The 21,359-nt window shown below is 72.6% G+C and carries 22 protein-coding genes; 7 read left to right on the forward strand and 15 right to left on the reverse strand.

Going from position 1 to position 21,359, the window contains the following annotated elements:
* Position 1 precedes the first annotated feature (1 nt).
* Together accD and trpA are read right to left on the reverse strand one after the other, a co-directional pair.
* The gene (gene accD, locus ABIC30_RS18935; protein WP_091680513.1) at positions 2 to 898 is read right to left on the reverse strand and encodes an acetyl-CoA carboxylase, carboxyltransferase subunit beta; all 897 of its coding nucleotides are present in this window, start codon (positions 896 to 898) and stop codon (positions 2 to 4) included.
* Between the two features lie 80 nt (positions 899 to 978).
* Positions 979 to 1,818 (reverse strand): tryptophan synthase subunit alpha, encoded by an 840-nt coding sequence (trpA, locus tag ABIC30_RS18940; protein WP_020093039.1) that lies wholly within the window; start codon positions 1,816 to 1,818, stop codon positions 979 to 981.
* A 198-nt stretch (positions 1,819 to 2,016) separates the two neighbouring features.
* Between trpA and ABIC30_RS18945 the strand changes: the two genes are divergently transcribed.
* The 3 genes from ABIC30_RS18945 to ABIC30_RS18955 all read left to right on the forward strand — a co-directional run bounded on the left by ABIC30_RS18945 (position 2,017) and on the right by ABIC30_RS18955 (position 6,346).
* On the forward strand, positions 2,017 to 2,682 hold the full coding sequence (locus tag ABIC30_RS18945) for an HAD-IA family hydrolase (protein ID WP_020093038.1): 666 nt from the start codon (positions 2,017 to 2,019) through the stop codon (positions 2,680 to 2,682).
* Positions 2,683 to 2,777: 95 nt separating this feature from the next.
* Entirely contained in the window at positions 2,778 to 3,560 is a 783-nt protein-coding gene (locus ABIC30_RS18950) for a fumarylacetoacetate hydrolase family protein (protein WP_020093037.1), read from the forward strand.
* A gap of 113 nt (positions 3,561 to 3,673) precedes the next feature.
* Positions 3,674 to 6,346, forward strand: a complete 2,673-nt coding sequence (locus ABIC30_RS18955) for an MGH1-like glycoside hydrolase domain-containing protein (RefSeq protein ID WP_020093036.1) — start codon at positions 3,674 to 3,676, stop codon at positions 6,344 to 6,346.
* A gap of 41 nt (positions 6,347 to 6,387) precedes the next feature.
* On the opposite strand, the gene ABIC30_RS18960 is transcribed toward ABIC30_RS18955, so the two are convergent.
* On the reverse strand, positions 6,388 to 6,795 hold the full coding sequence (locus tag ABIC30_RS18960; protein WP_026604910.1) for a Ros/MucR family transcriptional regulator: 408 nt from the start codon (positions 6,793 to 6,795) through the stop codon (positions 6,388 to 6,390).
* Positions 6,796 to 7,098: 303 nt separating this feature from the next.
* Here ABIC30_RS18960 and ABIC30_RS18965 point away from each other — a divergent pair, with 303 nt between their 5' ends.
* Positions 7,099 to 8,196 carry an NAD(P)/FAD-dependent oxidoreductase gene (locus ABIC30_RS18965; protein WP_020093034.1) on the forward strand — a complete coding sequence of 366 codons (1,098 nt, stop codon included), beginning with the start codon at positions 7,099 to 7,101 and terminating at the stop codon, positions 8,194 to 8,196.
* A 4-nt stretch (positions 8,197 to 8,200) separates the two neighbouring features.
* On the opposite strand, the gene ABIC30_RS18970 is transcribed toward ABIC30_RS18965, so the two are convergent.
* The 7 genes from ABIC30_RS18970 to ABIC30_RS19000 all read right to left on the reverse strand — a co-directional run bounded on the left by ABIC30_RS18970 (position 8,201) and on the right by ABIC30_RS19000 (position 13,562).
* Positions 8,201 to 8,917: an LrgB family protein gene (locus tag ABIC30_RS18970; protein ID WP_020093033.1), complete on the reverse strand. Its 717-nt coding sequence runs from the start codon at positions 8,915 to 8,917 to the stop codon at positions 8,201 to 8,203.
* 3 nt (positions 8,918 to 8,920) lie between these two features.
* Complete coding sequence (locus tag ABIC30_RS18975; protein WP_020093032.1) at positions 8,921 to 9,325, reverse strand: CidA/LrgA family protein; 405 nt, start codon at positions 9,323 to 9,325, stop codon at positions 8,921 to 8,923.
* A 15-nt stretch (positions 9,326 to 9,340) separates the two neighbouring features.
* Positions 9,341 to 9,802: a tellurite resistance TerB family protein gene (locus ABIC30_RS18980; protein ID WP_020093031.1), complete on the reverse strand. Its 462-nt coding sequence runs from the start codon at positions 9,800 to 9,802 to the stop codon at positions 9,341 to 9,343.
* A gap of 113 nt (positions 9,803 to 9,915) precedes the next feature.
* Entirely contained in the window at positions 9,916 to 10,566 is a 651-nt protein-coding gene (locus tag ABIC30_RS18985) for a DJ-1/PfpI family protein (protein ID WP_042672288.1), read from the reverse strand.
* A gap of 156 nt (positions 10,567 to 10,722) precedes the next feature.
* Positions 10,723 to 11,406, reverse strand: coding sequence for a thiaminase II (gene tenA / locus ABIC30_RS18990; protein ID WP_020093029.1), 684 nt, complete (start codon positions 11,404 to 11,406; stop codon positions 10,723 to 10,725).
* A 3-nt stretch (positions 11,407 to 11,409) separates the two neighbouring features.
* Positions 11,410 to 12,084, reverse strand: coding sequence for a response regulator (locus ABIC30_RS18995; protein ID WP_012320334.1), 675 nt, complete (start codon positions 12,082 to 12,084; stop codon positions 11,410 to 11,412).
* Complete coding sequence (locus ABIC30_RS19000) at positions 12,081 to 13,562, reverse strand: ATP-binding protein (RefSeq protein WP_020093028.1); 1,482 nt, start codon at positions 13,560 to 13,562, stop codon at positions 12,081 to 12,083. Before ABIC30_RS19000 ends, ABIC30_RS18995 begins: the two co-directional genes overlap by 4 nt.
* 288 nt (positions 13,563 to 13,850) lie before the next feature.
* Here ABIC30_RS19000 and ABIC30_RS19005 point away from each other — a divergent pair, with 288 nt between their 5' ends.
* Positions 13,851 to 14,780: a hypothetical protein gene (locus ABIC30_RS19005; RefSeq protein WP_020093027.1), complete on the forward strand. Its 930-nt coding sequence runs from the start codon at positions 13,851 to 13,853 to the stop codon at positions 14,778 to 14,780.
* 51 nt (positions 14,781 to 14,831) lie between these two features.
* On the opposite strand, the gene ABIC30_RS19010 is transcribed toward ABIC30_RS19005, so the two are convergent.
* On the reverse strand, positions 14,832 to 16,583 hold the full coding sequence (locus tag ABIC30_RS19010; RefSeq protein ID WP_020093026.1) for a DEAD/DEAH box helicase: 1,752 nt from the start codon (positions 16,581 to 16,583) through the stop codon (positions 14,832 to 14,834).
* A 303-nt stretch (positions 16,584 to 16,886) separates the two neighbouring features.
* Here ABIC30_RS19010 and ABIC30_RS19015 point away from each other — a divergent pair, with 303 nt between their 5' ends.
* The gene (locus ABIC30_RS19015; protein WP_042671759.1) at positions 16,887 to 17,984 is read left to right on the forward strand and encodes a calcium:cation antiporter; all 1,098 of its coding nucleotides are present in this window, start codon (positions 16,887 to 16,889) and stop codon (positions 17,982 to 17,984) included.
* 172 nt (positions 17,985 to 18,156) lie between these two features.
* Here the strand turns inward: ABIC30_RS19015 and ABIC30_RS19020 are convergent, their stop codons facing one another.
* Positions 18,157 to 18,900 (reverse strand): FAD-binding oxidoreductase, encoded by a 744-nt coding sequence (locus ABIC30_RS19020; protein ID WP_234081186.1) that lies wholly within the window; start codon positions 18,898 to 18,900, stop codon positions 18,157 to 18,159.
* Between the two features lie 28 nt (positions 18,901 to 18,928).
* Positions 18,929 to 19,534, reverse strand: coding sequence for a sulfite oxidase-like oxidoreductase (locus ABIC30_RS19025; RefSeq protein ID WP_020093023.1), 606 nt, complete (start codon positions 19,532 to 19,534; stop codon positions 18,929 to 18,931).
* Positions 19,535 to 19,704: 170 nt separating this feature from the next.
* On the opposite strand from ABIC30_RS19025, the gene ABIC30_RS19030 reads away from it, so the two are divergent.
* The gene (locus tag ABIC30_RS19030; RefSeq protein ID WP_012320341.1) at positions 19,705 to 20,007 is read left to right on the forward strand and encodes a hypothetical protein; all 303 of its coding nucleotides are present in this window, start codon (positions 19,705 to 19,707) and stop codon (positions 20,005 to 20,007) included.
* Here the strand turns inward: ABIC30_RS19030 and ABIC30_RS19035 are convergent.
* Together ABIC30_RS19035 and infA are read right to left on the reverse strand one after the other, a co-directional pair.
* Positions 19,977 to 20,945 carry a DMT family transporter gene (locus ABIC30_RS19035; protein ID WP_091927178.1) on the reverse strand — a complete coding sequence of 323 codons (969 nt, stop codon included), beginning with the start codon at positions 20,943 to 20,945 and terminating at the stop codon, positions 19,977 to 19,979. The two genes, ABIC30_RS19030 and ABIC30_RS19035, sit on opposite strands and share 31 nt — an antisense overlap.
* Positions 20,942 to 21,217, reverse strand: a complete 276-nt coding sequence (gene infA / locus ABIC30_RS19040; protein WP_012320343.1) for a translation initiation factor IF-1 — start codon at positions 21,215 to 21,217, stop codon at positions 20,942 to 20,944. The genes ABIC30_RS19035 and infA overlap by 4 nt, the downstream gene beginning before the upstream one ends.
* Positions 21,218 to 21,359: the final 142 nt, after the last annotated feature.

Raw genomic sequence — 21,359 nt, forward strand, 5'->3', positions numbered from 1 at the left:
CTCAGGCCGCCTCGGAAGCCGCGGCCGGCGCGCCGGCCTGGGCCGCGTTGGTGAGGAGGCTGCAGAGACGCGTGATCGTCTCCTTGAGCTGGTGCCGGTGGACCACCTGATCGACCATGCCGTGCTCGCGCAGGTACTCCGCCCGCTGGAAGCCGTCGGGCAGCTTCTCGCGGATCGTCTGCTCGATCACCCGCGGTCCCGCGAAGCAGATCAGCGCGCCGGGCTCGGCGAGGTGGACGTCGCCCAGCATCGCGTAGGAGGCGGTGACGCCGCCCGTGGTCGGGTTCGTGAGCACCACAATGTAGGGGAGCCGGGCCGCGTTGAGCCGGCGCACCGCCACGGTGGTCCGCGGCATCTGCATCAGCGACAGGATCCCCTCCTGCATGCGCGCGCCGCCGGAGGCCGCGAACAGCACGTAGGGCGTGCGCTTCTCCAGCGCCGTCTCGGCGCCGCGCACGAAGGCCTCGCCCGCCGCCATGCCGAGCGATCCGGCCATGAAGCCGAATTCCTGCGCGGCCAGCGTCATCGGAAGGCCGCCGACCCGGCCGAAGCCGATCTTGAACGCGTCCTGCAGGCCGGTCTTGGCCCGGGCCTCCTTGAGCCGGTCGACGTAGCGCTTCTCGTCGCGGAACTTCAGCGGGTCGGGGGTGACCTCGGGCAGGGCCACGTCGATCCACGTGCCCTCGTCGAACATCATCTTCAGGCGCGCCTGGGCGCCCATCTTCAGGTGATGCTCGGAACCGGGAATGACCCAGTGATTGGCCTCCACCTCCTTGTGGAACACCATCTGCCCCGTGTCCGGGCACTTGACCCAGAGGTTCTCGGGCGTCTCGCGCTTGAACAAGGTCTTGATCCGGGGGCGCACCACCTCCGAGATCCAGTTCATCGGTTCGACCATCGACTTGCGTCCGTCCGCTTCAAGCCCGCGCAGATATCAGGTGCGGCGCGCTCCGCCGCCAGGGGTGCCCGGTCCGCCCGTCAGGCGGCCCGCCCGACGCCCGCCGACCGCACGCCCGCGGCGAGTTCGCGCACCAGCTCCGTCACGGCCTCGACGGTTCCGGGCTGCGGCCGGCCCTCGCCGTCGAGGGAGCGCACCAGGACGTCCACGAGCGCGGAGCCGACCACGACGCCGTCAGCGCCCTCGGCGATCGCCGCCGCGTGGGCGCCGGTCTTGACGCCGAATCCCACGACGACGGGCAGTTCGGTGTGGCGCCGGATGCGGGCGACCGCCTCGGAGACCTTGCCGAAATCCGGGGTCGCCGTCCCGGTGATGCCGGTGATCGACACGTAGTAGACGAAGCCCGCCGTGTTCGCGAGGACGGCCGGGAGGCGCCGCTCGTCGGTGGTCGGGGTGGCGAGGCGGATGAAGGCGAGGCCCTTGCCGAGGGCCGGCAGGCACAGCTCGGAATCCTCCTCGGGTGGGAGATCGACGACGATCAGCCCGTCGACGCCGGCCGCCAGCGCGTCGTCGAGGAAGCGGTCGACGCCGTAGGTGTGGATCGGGTTGTAGTACCCCATCAGCACGATTGGCGTGGTGTCGTTGCCGGCGCGGAAGCGGCGCACGAGGTCGAGGGTGCCCGACACCGTCTGGCCCGCCTTGAGCGCCCGCAGGCCGGCCGCCTGGATCGCCGGGCCGTCCGCCATCGGGTCGGTGAACGGCAGGCCGAATTCCAGGATGTCGGCGCCGGCGCCCGGCAGCGCCTTCAGGACCTCGAGCGAGGTCGCGGGATCGGGATCGCCGGACATCACGTAGGTGACGAAGACGGACCGGTTCTCCGCGCGGGCGCGGGCGAAGGTGGCGTCGATGCGGCTCGGCATGGTCGGTCGATATTCGCTTCTGCAGGGCCGCCGACGGCCCGGGATTGCCCCCGCGCTACACCAAAGGCACCGGCCCGTGAAGCGGGCGGGCCCGCGGCGACCGCGGGCGAAGGCGTCCCGGAGGCCCGGCCACGCGCGAGACGCGGCCATGCGCGCGGGCCGGTTGCCGGGACGGCGGCGCCGGCCTAGCCCTCGCCCATGCCCGAGTCAGCCCTCCCGTCGCGCCCCCTGGCGGCGCTCCTGTTCGACATGGACGGGACGATCATCAGCTCGATCGCCTCCGCGGAGCGGATCTGGTCGCGCTGGGCCGAGGCGCACGGCCTCGACGCGGCGTCCTTCCTGCCGACGATCCACGGCGTGCAGTCGGTCGAGACCATCCGGCGGCTGAACCTGCCGGGCGTCGATCCCGTGGCCGAGGCGGCCGCGATCACCGAGGCCGAGATGGCGGATGTCGACGACATCGTGGCGATCCCGGGGGCGCAGGCCTTCCTGGAGGCGCTGCCGCGCCACCGCTGGGCGATCGTCACCTCGGCGCCCCGGCGGCTGGCGGAGCGCCGCCTCGCGGCGGCCGGAATGCCGGTCCCCGACCTTCTGGTGGCCGCCGAGGACGTGGCGCGGGGCAAGCCCGCGCCGGACTGCTTCCTCCTGGCGGCCGGGCGCCTCGGCGTCGCGGCGCCGGACTGCCTCGTGTTCGAGGACGCCCCGGCCGGCATCCGGGCGGCCGAGGCCGCGGATGCGGCCGTCGTGGTCGTCACCGCGACCCATCACGAGCCGGTGAGGACCAATCATCCCACCATCGCCGACTACACCGGGCTGCGCGTCGCGGCGGCCCCGGAGGGGATCCGGGTGACACGGACCGCCTGAGCCTCTCCATCCCGGCCGCGGATCCGCTGGCGGCCGGCCCCGCCCGGTCGTATCGCCCGCTTGCGCCGCGCGGATCGCGGTGAAGGGACACGGCCATGGTGACGATCAGTCGACGCCGCGCGCTCGGGGCGGTCGCCGCCGGCGCCACCGCGGGCCTCGGCCCCGCCGCGGCCGCCGAGGCGCAGCCGGCCCCGCTGTTCCCGCTGCCGCAGGCCATCATCCCGATCCTGGGCGAGGCGCAGGTCTTCCCGGTCCGCCGGATCTACTGCATCGGCCGGAACTACGCGGCCCACGCCCGCGAGATGGGCTCCGACCCGTCGCGCGAGCCGCCCTTCTTCTTCCAGAAGCCGGCGGATGCCGTGCAGGTCGTCGCGGGCGGCGTCGCCGACCATCCCTACCCGTCGCTCACCCAGAACTACCACCACGAGATCGAGCTCGTGGCCGTGCTGAAGTCGGGCGGGCGCGACATCCCGGCCGCGCAGGCGCTCGACCACGTCTACGGCTACGCCACCGGCCTCGACATGACCCGCCGGGACCTCCAGCGCGGCATGGGCAACCAGAAGAAGCCCTGGGAGATCGGCAAGAGCTTCGACCAGTCCGCGCCGATCACGCCGATCCTGCCGGTCGCCCGGGTCGGCCATCCGGCGCGCGGCCGCATCCGGCTCGCCGTGAACGGCACCGTGCGGCAGGACGCCGACCTGTCGGACATGATCTGGTCGGTCGCCGAGCAGATCGCCGAGCTGTCGCGGGCCTTCGAGCTGAAGGCAGGCGACATCGTCTTCTCGGGAACGCCCGAGAATGTCGGGCCGGTCGTCCGTGGGGACGTGCTCGCCGGCTCGATCGAGGGCCTGCCGGACCTGTCGATCCGCATCGTGTGATCGCGCGTCGCGCGATCCCCCGCGGAGATCCGGTTGCGGCGGGGCGTTGACTTTCCCTGCCGGCGTCGCGGCTTTATCCGGTACGGATCCGCGGGGGCAGGAGCAGCGCGCGTATGACCAAGCCCGACGGCGTGCCGCCGCACCTCTTCGAGACCGCCGAGGGCCGCCGTCTCGTGGAGGCCCGCTCCGATCCGGCGTGGCGCCGCTGGGGGCCCTACCTCAGCGACCGGCAATGGGGCACGGTGCGGGAGGATTACAGCCCGAAGGGCGACGCCTGGGACTACCTGCCCCACGACCACGCCCGGTCCCGCGCCTATCGCTGGGGCGAGGACGGGATCGGCGGCTTCGGCGACCGCCACCTGAACTGGTGCCTGTCCCTGGCGCTGTGGAACGGGCGCGACCCGATCCTGAAGGAGCGGCTGTTCGGCCTGACTAACCAGGAGGGCAACCACGGCGAGGACGTCAAGGAACTCTACTACTACCTCGACGGGATCCCGACCCACGCCTTCATGCGGATGCTCTACAAGTACCCGCAGGCCGCCTTCCCGTACGGGCGCCTGGTCGATGAGAACGCGCGGCGCGGCCTCGACGATCCGGAATTCGAGCTCCTCGACACGGGCCTGTTCGACGAGGGCCGCTACTTCGACGTCGAGATCGCCTACGCCAAGGCCGCCCCCGACGACATCCTGATGCGGGTGACCGCGACCAACCGCGGCCCGGACCCGGCCGCCCTGACGCTGCTGCCGCAGCTCTGGGCCCGCAACACGTGGTCGTGGAAGCAGGGCACGCCGAAGCCGGAGCTGATGGCCGGGTCGGAGGGCTCGGTCTGGGCGCGCCACCCCGAGTTGCCGACCTTCCGGTTCTTCGCCGAGGGCGCGGGCGACCTGCTGTTCACCGAGAACGAGACCAACACGCACCGGCTGTTCGGCAGCGGCCCCGCCGAGGGCTTCTACAAGGACGGGATCGACCGGTGCGTCGTGGGCGGCGACCGGGCCGCCGTCAACGCCCTGTCCGGCACCAAGTGCGCCGCCCGCTACGACCTGCATCTCGGCCCCGGCGAGACTCGGACCGTGCGCCTGCGCCTGCGCGCCGAGACCGCGCCGGGCGCGCCCTTCGCGGATTTCGACGCCGTCTTCGCCGCCCGCGAGGGCGAGGCCGACGACTTCTACGGGGCGCTCCAGGCGCCGATCGCCGATCCCGAGATGCGGCTCGTGCAGCGGCAGGCGCTCGCCGGCATGCTCTGGTCGAAGCAGCTCTACCATTACGACGTGCGCGAGTGGCTCGCCGGCGACCCAGCGCAGCCCGCGCCGGCGCCGGAGCGGCGACACGGCCGCAACAGCGACTGGTCGCACCTGCGCGCCAACGACATCATCTCGATGCCGGATGCCTGGGAGTATCCCTGGTTCGCGTCCTGGGACCTCGCCCTGCAGGCGATCGTGTTCGGGCTCATCGACCCGGACTTCGCCAAGAACCAGCTCCTGCTGCTGGTCGACGAGGCCTACACCCACCCGAACGCCGCGCTGCCGGCCTACGAGTGGGGCTTCGGGGACGCCAACCCGCCGGTCCACGCGCTGGCCGCCTGGCGGGTGTTCGAGCTGGACCGGGCGCTCACCGGCCAGCCGGACCACGCCTTCCTCAAGCGGATCTTCAACAAGCTCACCCTTAACTTCACGTGGTGGGTGAACCGGAAGGATTCCGACGACCGCAACCTGTTCCAGGGCGGCTTCCTCGGCCTCGACAATATCGGGATCTTCGACCGGTCGAAGCCGGTAGGCGACGGCGCCACGCTGACCCAGTCCGACGCGACGGCCTGGATGGCGACCTACGCGCTGAACCTGATGCGGATCGCCATCGAGCTGGCGCTCGACGACCCGACCTTCGAGGACATGGCGGAGAAGTTCTTCGAGCACTTCCTCCTCATCGCCGGAGCCACGGGAGCGGGCGTGTGGGACGAGCCGGACGGCTTCTTCTACGACGTCATCGAGACGCGCGACGGGCAGCGCCTCCCGATCCGCGCCCGGACCATGGTCGGCCTGATCCCGATCTTCGCGGTGGCGGTGATCAACGAGTGCGACCTCGCGCGGCTGCCGTCCCTGCGCAGCCGAATGGTGTTCTTCCTCAAGAACCGCCCGGACCTCGCGACCCTGGTCTCGCGCTGGAACGAGCCCGGCGAGGGCCAGACGGCGCTGCTGTCGCTGCTGCGCGGGCACCGGCTGAAGGCGCTGCTCCACCGCGCCCTCGACCCGAACGAGTTCCTCTCGGATTACGGGCTGCGCGCCGTGTCCCGCGTCTACGCGGACGAGCCGTTCTGCTTCGCCTGGGACGGGCGGGACCTGGGGCTCGCCTACGAGCCGGCCGAGTCGCGCTCGCGGCTGTTCGGCGGCAACTCGAACTGGCGGGGACCGGTGTGGATGCCGGTCAACTACTTGCTCATCGCCGGGCTGAACCGCTTCCACGACTATTACGGCCCGGATTTCAGAGTCGAAGCGCCGACCGGGTCGGGCCGGACCTACGCGCTCCGGGAGATCGCCGCCCACCTGTCACGGCGGCTGATCAGCCTCTCGACCCGCCGCCCGGACGGGCGCAGGCCGGTCTACGGCGACAGCCGGATCGAGCAGGAGGATCCGCATTTCCGCGACCACGTCCTGTTCTACGAGTACTACCACGGGGACAGCGGCCGCGGGGTCGGCGCGTCGCACCAGACCGGATGGTCCGGGCTCGTGGCCCTGCTGATCCAGGAAGTGGCGACCGCCGCCGCCGAGGCGCAGAACCCGGGCTGGCCGTGAGGACCGGTCGCCGGGCTCGCGCGCCGGCGACCGACGCCCATTTACTCCGCGGCCTGCTGCATCCGCAGGCGCTGGCCTTCGCCGATCTGGCGGGAGATCGTCGAGCGGCGGGCGCTGTAGACCGCCGAGACCAGCGGGTAATCGACGGGCAGGCCCCACTTGGCCTTGTAGGCCTCGGGCGTGAGGCCGCGCATCGTCAGGTGACGCCGCAGGGCCTTGTAGGGCTTGCCGTCCTCGAAGCTGATGAGCGTGTCCGGCCGGATCGAGGCCCGGATCTGCGCCTCGGTCGGCCGCCGGACCTGCGGCTCCGCGGGCTGGTCCAGGGCGGTGATCGAGCGGTGTACCTCGGAGAGCAGGTCCGGCAGCGTTCCCGCCGGGACACTGTTGCGCGTGACGTAGGCGCTCAGGATCTTTGCGGCGAGTTCGACGCTCGGCGATGTCATCTGCATGGTCGTCACCTCGATTCTACGTGTTTCGGATGTGGCTCTCGTCGGTTTCCGTCGGGCTCTTCGCCGCCGACGGCCGGTGCATGTCCCTGAGACGTTCTCGGCCTCGGCCGGAGGCGGCGGATGGCCTCATTATGGGCCAGTCCGCCGCCGCTACAACCGAGCCGCGCATTTATCGCGCCGATATTTCTACTTAGGATTGAGATTTAGGGTCAACGACGAATCAACGGGCGCGTCGTTGTTCCGGCTCAAGTGCGGTATTGAGGACTCACCTGCCCAACCGGGCGCGTTGGAGAACGCGAAGACATGGAGGCCCTGGTCGTCGGAGCCGGCGTCGTCGGACTCGCCATCGGGCGGGCACTCGCGCTGCGCGGGCATGCCGTCATCGTGGCGGAAGCCGAGGACGCCTTCGGAACGGGGGTCTCGTCCCGCAGCTCGGAAGTGATCCACGCCGGCATGTACTACCCGGGCGGATCCGAGCGCGCGCACCACTGCGTCGAGGGCGCCCGCCAATTATACAACTTTTGCGCGAGTCATGGCGTCCCGCATCGCGCGTGCGGCAAGCTGATCGTCGCGTCCGACGACGCGGAGGCCGAGAAGATCGCGGCGATCCGACGCCAGGGTGAGGCCAACGGCGTCCCGGGCCTCGAACTCCTCGACGGACGCGCCGCCCGGCAGCTGGAGCCGAATCTCGCCTGCACGGTGGCGCTGCACTCGCCACGCACCGGCGTCGTCGACAGCCACGCGCTGATGCTCGCCCTGCTCGGGGCGATCGAGGATCACGGCGGCGCGCTCGCCCTGCGCACCCCGGTCGAGGGCTTGGCACGGCGGGACGGGCAGTGGCGGGCCGCGTTCGGCGGCGCCGAGCCCGGCACGATGGCCTTCGACGCGGTGGTCAACGCCGCGAGCTTCGGTGCCCCGGCCCTGGCCGCCGGCACGGAGGGCTACCCGGCCGAGCGCGTCCCGACGCTGCGCCTCGCCCGCGGCAACTACTTCGGCTGCACCGGCAAGCCGGCCTTCTCGCGGCTGATCTACCCGGCGCCGCGGATCGACGGCGGCCTCGGAATCCATCTCACCCTCGACCTCGCCGGCCGCACCCGCTTCGGGCCCGACGTGGAGTGGGTCGACGGGTTCGACTACCGGGTCGATCCCGCGCGCGCCGAGGCCTTCTACGGCGCGATCCGGCGCTACTGGCCCGGCCTGCCCGACGGGGCGCTGTACCCGGACTACGCGGGCCTGCGGCCGAAGCTGACCGGGCCCGGCGAGGCGGCGGCCGACTTCCGGATCGACGGGCCGGCCGAGCACGGCCTGCCGGGGATCGTCCACCTGTTCGGGATCGAGAGCCCCGGCCTGACCTCCAGCCTGTCGCTCGCCGAGGCCGTGGCCGACCGGCTGGACGCCTGAGGCCTCAGAACAGCAGGTGCAGCGCCAGGGGCGCGAGGATCGCCGTCAGGAAGGCGTTGAGCCCCATGGCGATGCCCGCGAAGGTGCCGGCGACCTCGCTGACCTGGAAGGCGCGGGCCGTCCCGATGCCGTGGGCCGCGAGCCCGGCCGCGAAGCCGCGGGCGCGCATGTCGCGGATCCGCAGGAGGTTCATCATCGGCGTCACGAGGATCGCCCCGATGATGCCGGTGAGGATCACCAGGATCGCCGTGAGCGTCGGGTCGCCGCCGAGCGCCTCCGCGATGCCCATCGCGACGCCCGAGGTCACGGATTTCGGGGCCAGCGAGACGAGGATCGGCTGCGGGATGTCGAGGAGGCGCGCGAGGCCGATCACCACGGCGAGGGTGGTGGCCGAGCCGGCGGCGAGGGCCGCCAGCATCGGCGCGAGGGCGCGCAGGACGGTCGCCCGCCGCTCGTAGAGCGGCATCGCCAGCACCACGGTGGCGGGCCCGAGCAGGAAGTGGACGAACTGCGCGCCCTCGAAATAGGCCCCGTAGGGCGTGCCAGTGACGGCCAGGACCGCCCCCACCAGGACGACGGTGATGAGGACGGGGTTGGCGATCGGGTGCCGGCCGGTCACGGCGGCGATCCGGTCCGCCAGGACGTAGGCGGTCAGCGTCACCGTCAGCCACAGGAGCGGCGTCTTGGCGAGGTAGACCCAGAGCGAGAAGTCGCCGGCCACCCGTCAGGGCTCCCCGTCGGTCCCGCGCCGCTCGACCAGCGCGGCGACGGCGCGGAACACCAGGACGGTGACCAGCAGCGACAGGGCGGTCGAGACGACCAGCACGAGGGCCAGTTTGGCGCCTTGCGCCCGCAGCAGGTCGAGGCGGCCGACGACGCCGACGCCCGCGGGGACGAACAGGAGCGACAGGTTCATCAGCAGCCCGCGCGCGGTCGTCTCGAGCGTCCCGTCGGTCAGCGGCTTCGGCAGCACGCGCGGTAGGCCGAGGCGGGCATTGTCGCGCAGCAGCAGGAACGCGAACATCAGGCCCATGCCGATCACCGGCCCCGGGATCGGGACGCCCGCGCCGCGCGCGAGGGCTTCGCCCAGCAACTGCGCGAGCAGGATCAGGGCCAGGCTGGCGATCATCGCGGGCGGCCGGGACTACGCGGCCGCGACGCCCTGCTGTCCGCTGCGGCGGGCCGCCGCGATGGCGGCCTCGTCGAAGCCGAGCAGGCGGCCGAGGCGCTCGACCAGCGCCTCCTCGAACTCGTCGACGTTGCCGTCCGCCGCCGCCACCGACCACGCCATGGTCAGCAGCTCTTCGCGCTCGGACCGGTCGGCCTCGTGCGGGATCATCTCCACGAGGCTCGCCACGTCGCGCACCTCCGAATCCATGGCGGCGGCGCGCTCGATCAGCGCCCGCGCCGCATCCGGACCGTCGGCGTAGTGGCCCTGCACGAGGCGCGAGAGGCGCTCGCTCTCGGCCGGCGCCAGGATGCCGTCGACGCGGGCGACGTGGACGAGGAGCGCGGTGGCCGCGAGATGCGTCTCGTCCACGGTCTCTTGCGTGCCGACGCCGAGAGCCTCGGCCGCGTAGGCGCGCAGGCGTGCGATCAGGGACATGGCGGCTCCGGGGGATCGTGCACCGCAACAGTTCGGGCCCCGGCGGCGCGCCGTCAAGCACGCCGCCGCACGTCGCGCCGGACCGTGTCCCGGTTGCATCGCCGGCGCGGCGCTCACCGGCGCGCTGCGGCCTCCGCCCCCGTCACCAGCGGCGCGAGGATCGCCTCGGCCGCCCGGACGGTCGCCGGCCCGGCCTCGGCGGGCGTGCCGGCGCGGAAGGGCGGCGCCGGGGCGTACTCGGCGACGAGCTGCGCGGTGCGGGCGTAGGTATCCCCGCGCAGGCGCGCGGCGAGCGCCAGCCCGAGATCGAGCCCCGCCGAGACCCCGGCCGCGGTGACGCGGTCGCGGTCGAAGACGACGCGCTCGGCCACCGGACGGGCGCCCAGGAGCGGCAGCACCGCGTCGCGCACGCTCCAGTGGGACGTCGCGCGGTAGCCGCGCAGCAGGCCCGCCGCCCCGAGGATCAGCGACCCGGTGCAGACGCTGGCGATCCAGCCGGCCCGCGCGGCGCGGTCGCGCAGGAAGGCGAGGAGCGCAGCGTCGCCCATCTGTGCGGGGGTGCCGTCGCCTCCGGGGACGAACAGGACGTCGAGGTCCGCCGGGCAGGTCGCGAAGCCGTGGGTCGCCACCAGGACGAGGCCGGTGTCGCTCGTCACCGGCCCGGGCTCCGCGCCGACGAGGTGGAGGCTGCCGGGGGCGAGGCCGGCGAGGAAGGTCTGCGGCCCCACGAGATCGAGCGCGGTGAGGCCCGGATAGACCAGCATGGCGATCCGGACGGGCCGATCCGGCGGGATCGGCGCCGGATCGCCGGCGCCGGCGGCCAGGGCCGGACGGAGCGGCGCGGCGGGGCTGCAGCGAGCGCGGCGGCGACGAGATCGCGGCGGCTGGCGTCCGGCGCGGTCACGGGCGCGCCGGGCGGGTCACAGGGCCCAGGCCGCGTCGCGGTAGGCGCTGTCCCAGAACTGCCACTCGAGCCGGGTGGCCTGCGTGAACGCCCGGTGCATCCGCGCGCGCTCGGCCTCCGACGCGTCCCGCGCCGCGCAGTCGGTGGCGGCGATCATGGCCGCGACCGCTGCGGCGAAATCGTCGCCCGCGTAGGTGTCGATCCAGGCGCGATACGGGTTGTCGGGCTGCGCGCGGGCGAAGATGTCGTCGCCGACCGCCTTGTAGATCCAGAAGCAGGGCAGCAGGGCCGCGCAGAGGACCGCGTAGGGCTCGGCGTAGGCGGTGGCCGTGAGGTAGCTGACGTAGTGGTCGCAGGCCGGCGTCAGGGGCGTGGCCGCGAAGGTGTCCGGCCCGATGCCGTAGTCGCGGAAGAAGCCGCCGTGGAGGGCGCGCTCGACCACGATCGCCTCCTGCGCGGCGCGGGAGAACTGCACGATCGTGTCCGGATCCGGCGCCTTCGCGGCGGCGAGGCTCAGCGCCCGGCCGAAGCCGATCAGGTAGTGCGCGTCCTGCACGATGTAGTGCCGGAACCGGTCCTGCGGCAGCGTGCCGGCGGCGAGCTCGGCGTTGAACGGCATCGACCGGATGGTCTCGTAGGCGGCGGCGTTGCGCGCCCAGGCCTCCCAGGAGAAGGCGTCGTCAGGTCCGGGGGATGCCACGGCTTAGCCCTGCCGCTGCGCGTGGGTGACGGCGACGTGGATCAGCTCGGCGAGGGTGCGCACGCCGAGCTTCTGGCGCATCTGCGAGCAGGCGTTCGTCACGGTCTTGTAGCTCACCGACAGGTCGGCCGCGATGGCTCCGTAGGAGCGGCCCTGCGCGAGGCGCGCCAGGATCTGCTGCTCGCGGGGGGTCAGCTGCGATTCCGGCGCGCGGCGGGCGTCGGCGCGCAGCATCGCCACCTCGGTGGCGAGGCGCCGGTCGAGGTAGACCTCGCCGACGCGGACCTTGGCGAAGGCCTCGAACAGCTCGGCCGAGGCGTGGTCCTTGAGGACGTAGCCCAGGGCCCCCGCCTCGAGGGCGCGGGCGACGATCACCGGGTCGTTGTGCATGCTGAAGACCAGGATGCGCGTCTCGGGCGCGACCGCCCGGATCCGCCGGATCAGGCCGAGCCCGGCCATGCCGCTGCCCTGGAAGGTCAGGTCGCAGATCACGACCGGCGGGCGGAGCCGGTGGAAGATCCGGTAGCCGCCGACGACTGTCGTCGCCTCCGCGATGGTCTCGACGCCGGAATCCTCCAGCACGCGTCGACAGCCCTGCAGGACGATGGGGTGATCATCGATGACGAGAACCGGCAGGCGCGTGGCGGCGGCGTCGATCTGGGATGCGATGGCGTTCATGCGCTCGGCGCGGTGTTGTTCTCGTCGCCCCGGTCGGGCGGAACGGGGATCGTGATCCGGACGATCGCCCCGGGGCCGGCATTGTCAAGGGCGAAGGTGCCGTCGAGGGCCTCCACGCGCTCGCGCATCCCCGACAGACCGAGCCCGGTACCGTGTTCCGGCGGGATTCCGGTGCCGTTGTCGCGGATGGTGAGGTCGATCCGGCCGCCGGTCTCGGCTGCCTCGGCCTCCACCCGGGTCGCGGCGCCGTGCCGCACGGCGTTGGTGGCGCTCTCCTGAACGCAGCGGAACACCGTGAGGTCGACGAGGTCGCCGTAGCCCCGGGCCAGCCCGTCGAAGCGGCCCGCGAAGGTGATGCCGGGATGGCGCTGCTCGAAGCCGCGCAGGAGTAGGTCGAGGCAGGTCGCCAGGGGCGCCTGCCCGAGGCCGTGCGGCCGCAGGCGGTTCAGGAGTTCCCGGTTGACGGTCTGGACCTGCCCGACGATCGCGCTGATCTCGGCCGCCCGGGCGGCGAGCTTCTCGCGGCTCGGCTCGGCCGTGCCGGAGGCGATGCGGCCGATCGAGGCGGCGTTGGCCTCAAGGGCGAACAGGCACGGACCAAACTCGTCGTGCAGCTCCAGGGCCGTCCGGCGGCGCTCGTCGTCCTGCGCGGTCAGGAGCTGGCGGTTGAGGCGGCCGTTGGCGGCCCGGACCTCGCCCAGGGCCTCGGCGACCTTGTTGAACCGCTCGGCGATCACGGCCAGCTCCCGGGCGCCGGGCGGCTCCAGGCGGGCGGTGTAGTCGTGGTGCTCCAGCTGGGTCAGGCCGGCGCCGAGCCGCCGCAGCGGCGCGAGGATCCGGCCCAGCGCGATGTAGAGCGCGATCAGCATCGCGGCGTTGATCGCCAGGGTGGTCAGCGAGAGCGCCCGGGCGTAGCCCCAGATCTCGTCGATCTCGTCCATCGGCTGCGTGGTGATCTGCGCCGTGCCGAGCCGCCGCCCGTTGACGACGATCGGAAGGGCGTGGCGCTCGATCGGCGGCATGATCAGGTCGGCGAACCAGCGCGGCGCCTCCCGGTCGGCGCGCGGCGGCGGCAGCGGCCGGCCGACCTCGTCGCCGTCCGCGTCGAGCACAGCGACCCGGACGTGCCGGAGGACCTTGAAGCGCAGGTCGAGGGTCTGGAGCAGCGTGTCGGGCGCGGCCGTGTCGGACAGGCGGATCGTGTCGGCCACTAGCGACTCGACGGTCGCGAGCGACGCGCGGGTCTCGACGCGCACGGCCGACCGGGCGTTCAGGACGATGACCGCGCAGGAGATCACGGCCGCGAAGGCGTCGATCAGCAGGACCACCGCGACGAGCCGCGCGCGGGTGGACCACGCCGACCAGGGCCAGCGGCGGAGCCGGGGAGCGTCCGGCGCTTCGGCCGTCTCGGTACGCGGGGACAGGTTCGGGCGGGTATCCACGCGCTGACGCATAGCGACCGCGCCGGCGAAGTCCATGGCGCCCGCCGCGGGCGGCCGGCGGAGTGGCGACCCGGACGTGCTCAGGCCGCCCCGCCCCCAGTGCCGCGGACGGGGCGAACACCGATTCTTAAGCGGCGTGGCGTAATCTTGTGGATAGCCGCGCCAGGACTGGCTGGGCAGGCAATTCGGACCGACATCATTGCGCCGTATTGCAGCTCCTCTATCGCCACCAGAGTCGAACCAGCTTCGAATCCTCGGAGTGTGGCGGCCGGTGAAGGGGAGCCCGGTCGCGCGCGGCGTGTATCGTGTCAGAGACCCCGGCCTATGATCGATCTCAACCTCGACCCGTCCGAGACCCGGCCTGACCGGACGCCGTCGGCCAAGCCCGGGCCGTCGCTGAACCTCAAGGTCGTGCTGTTCAGCGTGGCCGGCGCGAGCGCGCTGGTCGGCTTCGGCGTCGCCGCCTCGACGGTGATGGCCGGCCTGGCGGCGCCGACCCCCGTGAAGATCATCGCGTCCCGGCAGGCCGCGGACTGGCCGGAGCTGAAGGACGGGCTGCCCGCCATCAAGGGCTCCGTCCAGGCGGCGGCCGCCCCGGCGCAGCCCGCCAAGCCGGAGACACCGGCGCTCAGGATGGTGTCGCTGCCGGAGGCGTTCGCGGCGATCACGCCCGCGCCGACGCCGCCCGCGCCCGACGCCCCGCGGCCGGCGGCCCCGCGGCCCGCGAAGGTCGCCGCCGCCCCCGTCGCGCCGACGCAGCGCATCCCGGTTCCGACGCCCGTCACGCCGGTCGCGGCCGCGCGGGAAGTCGCGCCGCTGGCGCCGGGCCGCACGGCCGCGCTTCAGACGCCCCGCGCCTCCGAGACGGTCCGGGCCCGCGAGCTCGTCGAGCCGGCCGCGCCGAAGCCGGTGGCGGAGAGCACCGAGCGCGCGGAGAAGGCCGAGCGTCCCGAGAAGAAGGAGCGGGCCGAGAAGACGGAGCGCTCCGGGAAATCGGAGAGGACGGAGCGCGCCGAGAAGATCGAGCGCCCCGAGAAGCCCGTGCCCAAGGCGGCGACCCGCCAAACGCCCGCGCCGACGCGGACCGCCGATAAGGCGAAGGGCGCCGCCACCGCGACCGTTGCCCAGGCGGAGCCCGCCGAGGCTGAGGATACCGAGGTGCTCGGCATCAAGCTCCCGTCCCTGGCGCCGGCCGGGCGGAAGCTGAAGGAGAGCGTCGACGCCCTCGGTGACGCCGTCAAGAACGTCTTCTGATCCGCCGCGGCGGCCCCGCTCACGGGGCCGGACGTCTGCCGGGGCCGGCGCTCAGGCCCGGCCCGTCTGGCGCCCGGCCTTGTCGCCCTTCGGCCCGGTGCGCTCGGCCTTGCGCTGGTGCTTGCCGGCCCGCGGGCTCGCGAATCCCTTCGGCCCGGCGGGCGGGCCCCGGCGCTCGGCCGGCGCCCCATCGCCCGCGAGCGCTTCGACCTGGATCTCCGGCGAGCCGTTGCGGGCGAAGGATTCGGCGAAGCGCGCCGCCGCGTTGCCACGCACCTCGAACTTGGTCTCGCGGTCGAAGATCCGGATGGCGCCGATCTCCTGGCGCCCGATCCCGCCCCGACGGGTCAGCATCGGCAGCAGCCGGCGCGGGTCGGCGTTGTCGCGGCGGCCGAGGTTCAGCCGGAACCAGACCGCCGGGCCCATGGCGGCGATCCGCTCCGGGTCCATCGGGTCGTAGGGCGGACGCTCGCCGCGGGGCGCGCGGCCCTCGCCCGGATCGCTGACCTCCTCGGGGGCCGGCAGGCGGGTGCGGTACACGCGGGCCAGGAGCGCGGCGAGCTCCTCGGGGCTCTTGCCGGCGAGCAGCGTCTCGGCCAGCGCGACGTCCTCCTCGGCCGGCGGCTCGGCGAAGAGCGGGTCGGAGAGCATGCGCTCGCCGTCGAGCCGGCGGATCTCGTCGGCCGAGGGCGGTCCCGACCATTCGGGGCTCACCTTGGCGATGGCGAACATCTGCTCGGCCCGGCGCCGCCGGGAATTGGGGATCAGCAGCACCGAGGTGCCCTTGCGGCCGGCGCGGCCGGTGCGGCCGCTGCGGTGCTGGAGCACCTCGGCGTCGTGCGGGAGATCCGCGTGGATGACGAGGCTGAGCGACGGCAGGTCGATGCCGCGGGCGGCCACGTCGGTGGCGACGCAGACGCGGGCGCGGCCATCGCGCAGGGCCTGGAGCGCGGCGTTGCGCTCGCCCTGCCCCAGCTCGCCCGAGAGCGCCACCACCGAGAAGCCCCGCTCGGTCAGGCTGGCCTGGAGGTGCCGGACGGCGTTGCGGGTGTTGCAGAAGACGATCGCGGTCTTGGCGTCCGCCTCGCGCAGAAGGTTGAGCACCACGTGCTCGGTCTCCCGCGGCATGATCCGCACCGCGCGGTAGGCGATGTCGGCGTGGCCCTTGGTCTCGCCCTTGATCGCGAGCCGGAGGGCCCCGCGCTGGTAGCGCTCGGCCAGCGTCTCGATCGCCTTCGGCAGGGTCGCGGAGAACAGGTAGGTGGCCCGCTCCGCGGGCGTGGCCGAGAGGATGAACTCGATGTCCTCGCGGAAGCCGAGATCGAGCATCTCGTCCGCCTCGTCGAGGACCACGGCGCGCAGCGCCGTCGGGTCGAGATTGCGGCGCTCGAGGTGGTCGCGCAGGCGGCCCGGCGTCCCGACCACGATGTGGGTGCCGTCCGCGAGCATCCGGCTCTCCCGGCGCGGATCCATGCCGCCGACGCAGGCCGCAACCCGGCCACCGGCCGGGCCGTAGAGCCAGGACAGCTCCCGCTGGACCTGCAGGGCGAGTTCCCGGGTCGGGGCGATCACCAGGGCGAGGGGCGCCGCCGGGGGCGGCAGATGCTCGGCCTCCCCGATCAGCATGCTGGCCATGGCGAGGCCGTAGGCCACGGTCTTGCCGGACCCGGTCTGGGCCGAGACGAGGAGGTCGCGGGAGCCGGCGGCGGCTTCCAGCACGGCGGCCTGGACCGGCGTCGGGTCGGCGTAGCCGCGGTCGCTCAGGGCCCGCGCGAGGGGGGCGGGCAGGGTCGGGAAAGGCAAGCTTCGGGAACTCTCAACGGCCGTGCCGCGCCCGGCAGCGCGCCATCGCGCGGCGGGGGAATCAGGCGCCGGACTTTATTCGGGTGCCTGGAAGGTAACGCCAACCGGGCCGACTGACCACTCCCGTCGCAGCATGGGGCGGTTGCGCGCACTCGATCCTGGATCCGGCACGCCTCATCGGCGCGCGAATGGACTCGCGGCCGATCGGCCGTCGACGCCGACACTGGTCCGACGACCTGCTAAGGCTCCCGTGAATCGCGCACGTCGAGGCCCGACGCGAACCGAGCGGAGTACACGTTCATCATGATGGCAGCCCTGCGGGTGGCGGTAGCCTGGGCGACGGTTCTCGCCTTCACGTGGTTCGGCAAGGACTGGCTCGGAGACCTGTCGCAGCCCCTGTTCGCGGGGGGCCTGTTCGCGTGGCTGCTCGCCGTGATCGTCTGGGCCGCCTTCGGCGTGGTGCACGAGGCCGAAGAACTGGCACACCGCCTCGGCGAGCCCCTCGGGACGCTGGTCCTGACGCTGGCGATCGTCATCATCGAGGTGGCGCTGATCTCCGCCGTGATGCTGTCGGCCAAGGACGCGCCGACCCTCGGTCGCGACACGATGTTCGCGGTGCTGATGATCGTGCTGAACGGCGTCGTCGGGCTGGGCCTCCTGGTCGGCGGCCTGCGCCACCACCAGCAGCGGTACAACCTCCAGGGTGCCTCGGCCTTCATGGCGGTGATCATCCCGCTCACCACGATCGCGCTGATCATCCCGAACTTCACCAGTTCCACCAGCGACGGGACCCTGACGACGCTTCAGGCGGTCACGTTCTCGGTGTTCACCCTCGCCCTCTACGGCGTGTTCCTGCTCATCCAGACCGGGCGCCACAGCGAGTTCTTCATCGACGCGGAGATCCCCGAGGCGACGGAGCCGCCGCACGGCGCGGATCCGGTCTCGGGCGGCAGCGTCGCCAAGCATGTCGGCCTGCTGCTCGCCAACGTCCTGCCGATCGTGATCCTGGCCAAGAGCCTCGCGGTGATCCTCGACCACGGCATCGCGGCGCTCGGTGCGCCGACGGCGCTGGGCGGCGTGCTGATCGCCGCCATCGTGTTCACGCCGGAGGGGATCTCGGCGCTCAAGGCGGTGGCCCGCAACGAGCTCCAGCGGGCGATCAACCTGTGCCTGGGGGCGGCCACCTCCACGGTCGGCCTCACCGTGCCGGCGATCCTGACCATCGGGCTGCTCACCGGCCAGACCGTGGTGCTCGGCCTCAAGCCGACCGAGATGACCCTGCTGGCCGTGACGCTGATCCTCAGCGCCCAGACCTTCTCGGGCTCGCGCACCACCGTGCTGGAGGGCGCGGTGCACCTCGTCCTGTTCTTCGTCTACCTCGTGCTGATCTTCAGCCCCTGATTCGGCTTCCGGCTGAACGCTTCGGTCGGCGCAACCCGCTCCGTCATCGCGAGCGCAGCGAAGCGACCCGGGGCGGCGCGACGTTGGAGAATGTGGCGCACTCTGGATTGCTTCGCTTCGCTCGCAACGACGACAGAGCCGAGATCCTCGACCGGAAAGCGCCAGGCCTCGTTCAGGCGCCGAAGCGCTCGGTGCGGATCAGGCCCGGCGCGACGCCCTGCGCCAGGATCAGGTCCGAGGCCGCGGCCACGAACCGGTTCGAGCCGCAGAGGAACACCTTCCCGGGCGCCCCGATCCGCGCCAGCGCGTCGGCGACGAGGTGCGCGTCGATCCGCTTGCCGCCGGGCTCGCGCGTGGTGGCGAGATGCAGGGAGAAGTTGGGATCCGTCTCGGCGAGCCGCTCCAGCTCGGCGACCGCGATCGCCTCCGCGCGGGTGCGGGCCGAGTAGATCAGCGCCGCCGGGATCGCCCGCCAGTGCTGCGCCCGCCGCCGCAGCATCGCCAGGAGCGGCACCACGCCGGACCCGCCGCCGCCCAGGAGCAGCGGCCCGCCGTCGGACCCGTCCCAGGAGAACGAGCCGCCGATCGGCCCGCGCAGCTCGACCCGGTCGCCGACCTCGGCGCAGTGCGAGAACCAGCCCGAGACCTCGCCGTCCGGCAGGGCCTCGATCATCAGCTCCAGGGTGCCGCTGCCGTCCTGCGCCGAGGCGATGGAATAGCTCCGCTGCGCTTGGTAGCCGTCCTCGGCGGTGAGCCGGACATCGACGTGCTGCCCGGCCCGGTAGGACTCGGCGAGGCCGCAGCGCAGCCGGACGCTCTTCACGTGCGGCGTGACCGGCGCGATCGCGGTGATCTCCGCCTCGTGCCAGCGGAAGACGATGGGCTCGAACGCCGGGTCAGTCACTGTGTCCGTCACCGCGTCAGTCACCACCTCAGGAACCGCCTCAGTCACCGATGTAGCGCTGCTCACGCCAGGGATCCCCGTACATGTGGTAGCCGCGCAATTCCCAGAAACCGGCCGTGTCGGTCTGAGTGAACCGCAGGCCCTTCACCCACTTGGCGCTCTTCCAGAAATAGAGGTGCGGCACGAACAGCCGCGCCGGGCCGCCGTGATCCGGATGGATCGGCTGACCCTCGTAGCGCGTCGCCACCAGGGCGCGACCGCCCACGAGGTCGGCCACCGGGACATTCGTGGTGTAGTCGTCGTGGGATTCCGCCAGGAGGTAGCCGGTCGGTGCCGTGATCCCGGCATCGGCCAGGATGTCGTCGAAGCTGACGCCCTCCCAGGTCGTGTCGAACTTCGACCACTTGGTGACGCAGTGGATGTCGCCGCGCCAGGTGGTGCGGGGCAGCGCCTCGAACTCCGCCCAGCTCCACGCCTTGATCGGCCGGGATCCCTCGCGCAGCGTGAACCGCCACGTCGCCATGTCGACGGTCGGGTTGGGGCCGATCTGGAGGATCGGGAAATCGTCGGTGAGATATTGACCCGGCGGCAGGCGCGCGCCGGTCTCGGGCGGCTGCCTGCGTCCGACGAAGCCCCGTGTCACCATGACGGTCGCCGCTCCTCTCGCTCGCCCTCCGGCTCGCCCCCGGGTTTGGTGCGGCGGAGCACCTCACGTCAAGCCGGCACGTGCGGCCGAACAAACGCCCCAAAGCTCGGGTGTGCTAGCAGCTCTGTGCCGATCGATCGGCACGAATCGCCTGCTTTCAGGGGGATGTCATGAAGTACCTTCTCGCGACGAGCCTTGTCGTCGGGAGCCTCGCCACGCTCGCGCCGGCCGCCCAGGCCCGCGACGGCATCGGCGCCGGCGGCGCCGCGGCCCTCGGCGTGCTCGGCGGCCTGGCCGTCGGCGGCGCCATCGCGTCGGCCAACAACGGCTACTACCCGGGCCGCCCGGTCTACCGCGCCCCGCCGCCGGTCTACGTCGAGGAGGATTACGGCCCGGTCTGCCACTTCGAGCGCCGCCGGACCTACGATGCCTACGGCGACGTCTACATCCGCCGCGTCCGCGTCTGCGAGTAGGCGGCTTCCGGAGTGGCCTCTGCGGCGGGCGCCGGTTTCAGGCGCTCGGCGCAGGCGATCCCGGCCAGCACCAGGGCCAGGGCGACCCCTTCCGTCGCGCCGAACGGCTCGCCGACCAGCAGGACGGCGAGGATCGCGCCGAAGATCGGCACGAGGTTGACGAACAGGCCGGCGCGGTTCGGGCCGATGATCTCGACGCCGCGCATGAAGAAGAGCTGCGCCAGCAGCGACGGCCCGAGGCCCACGAAGGCGACCATCAGCCAGCCCTCGCGGTTGGGCCAGACGGCATGGCCCGTCGCCCACTCGACGGCGAGCGGCGGCAGCGAGGTGACGAAGGCCGCGACCGCCATCGCGGCGAAGAACACCAGGGCCGGCACCTTCGGGCGCGTCGGCAGGAAGATCGTGTAGCCCGCGTAGAGCAGGCAGGCGCCGAAGACGAGCACGTCGCCGCGGTTGAAGGCGAGGTTCGTGAGCACGGACAGGTCGCCGTGCGTGGCGGCGAGGCCGGCGCCGACCAGGGTCAGCGCCACGCCCAGGACCTGCCCCGGCGTGACCGGCACCCGGTAGGCGAGCCGGTTCAGGACGATCACCAGCACGGGGATCGCCCCCTGGAACAGGGCGAGGTTGATCGCGCCGGTATGCACGCCGGCCGCGTAGAACAGGCAGTTGAAGGCCGTGTAGCCGAGGCCGCCCATCAGCAGGATGCGCAGCCAGTGCGGCCGCAGGAGCGGCCACGCGGCGGCGAGCCGGCGCGCGGCGAAGGGCATGAGCACCAGGCAGGCGACCGCCCATCGGAGCGTCGTGATGACCTGGGGCGACACGTGACCGGGCGCCCAGCGGCTGGTGACGGCGTTGCCAGCCCAGAGCAGCGCCGTGACGGTCAAGAGCAGGTAGGCGGGCGCCGCCGGGGAAGCCCGGCGCGCGCGCCCGGTCGTCAACGGCGGCGGAACTGACCGCCGCGCACCGGCGGGCGGGGTCCGGACGAGCGCTCGTCCTTGTGGCGGAACACGAGGCGGCCCTTCTCGAGGTCGTAGGGCGACATTTCGACCGTCACCCGGTCGCCCGCCAGCGTCTTGATGCGGTTCTTCTTCATCTTGCCGGCCGTGTAGGCCACGATCTCGTGGCCCTGGTCGAGCTGCACGCGGTAGCGCGCATCCGGCAGGATCTCGATCACGAGACCATCGAACTGCATCAATTCTTCTTTCGCCATGCACCTTCTCCAGTCGGACCGTCCGGCAGCAGGCGTTCCGGCAATGCGTGTTCGGCTGTCATCGAGCTCGGGAAACGCCGCAGGGCGCGGATCCGATCCGGGGGACCGCCCGCGCCAGCTCAGCAGCACCGCTCGCATGTAG

Source organism: Methylobacterium sp. 1030 (assembly GCF_040544715.1).
In the GTDB taxonomy this organism is placed as follows: Bacteria; Pseudomonadota; Alphaproteobacteria; order Rhizobiales; family Beijerinckiaceae; genus Methylobacterium.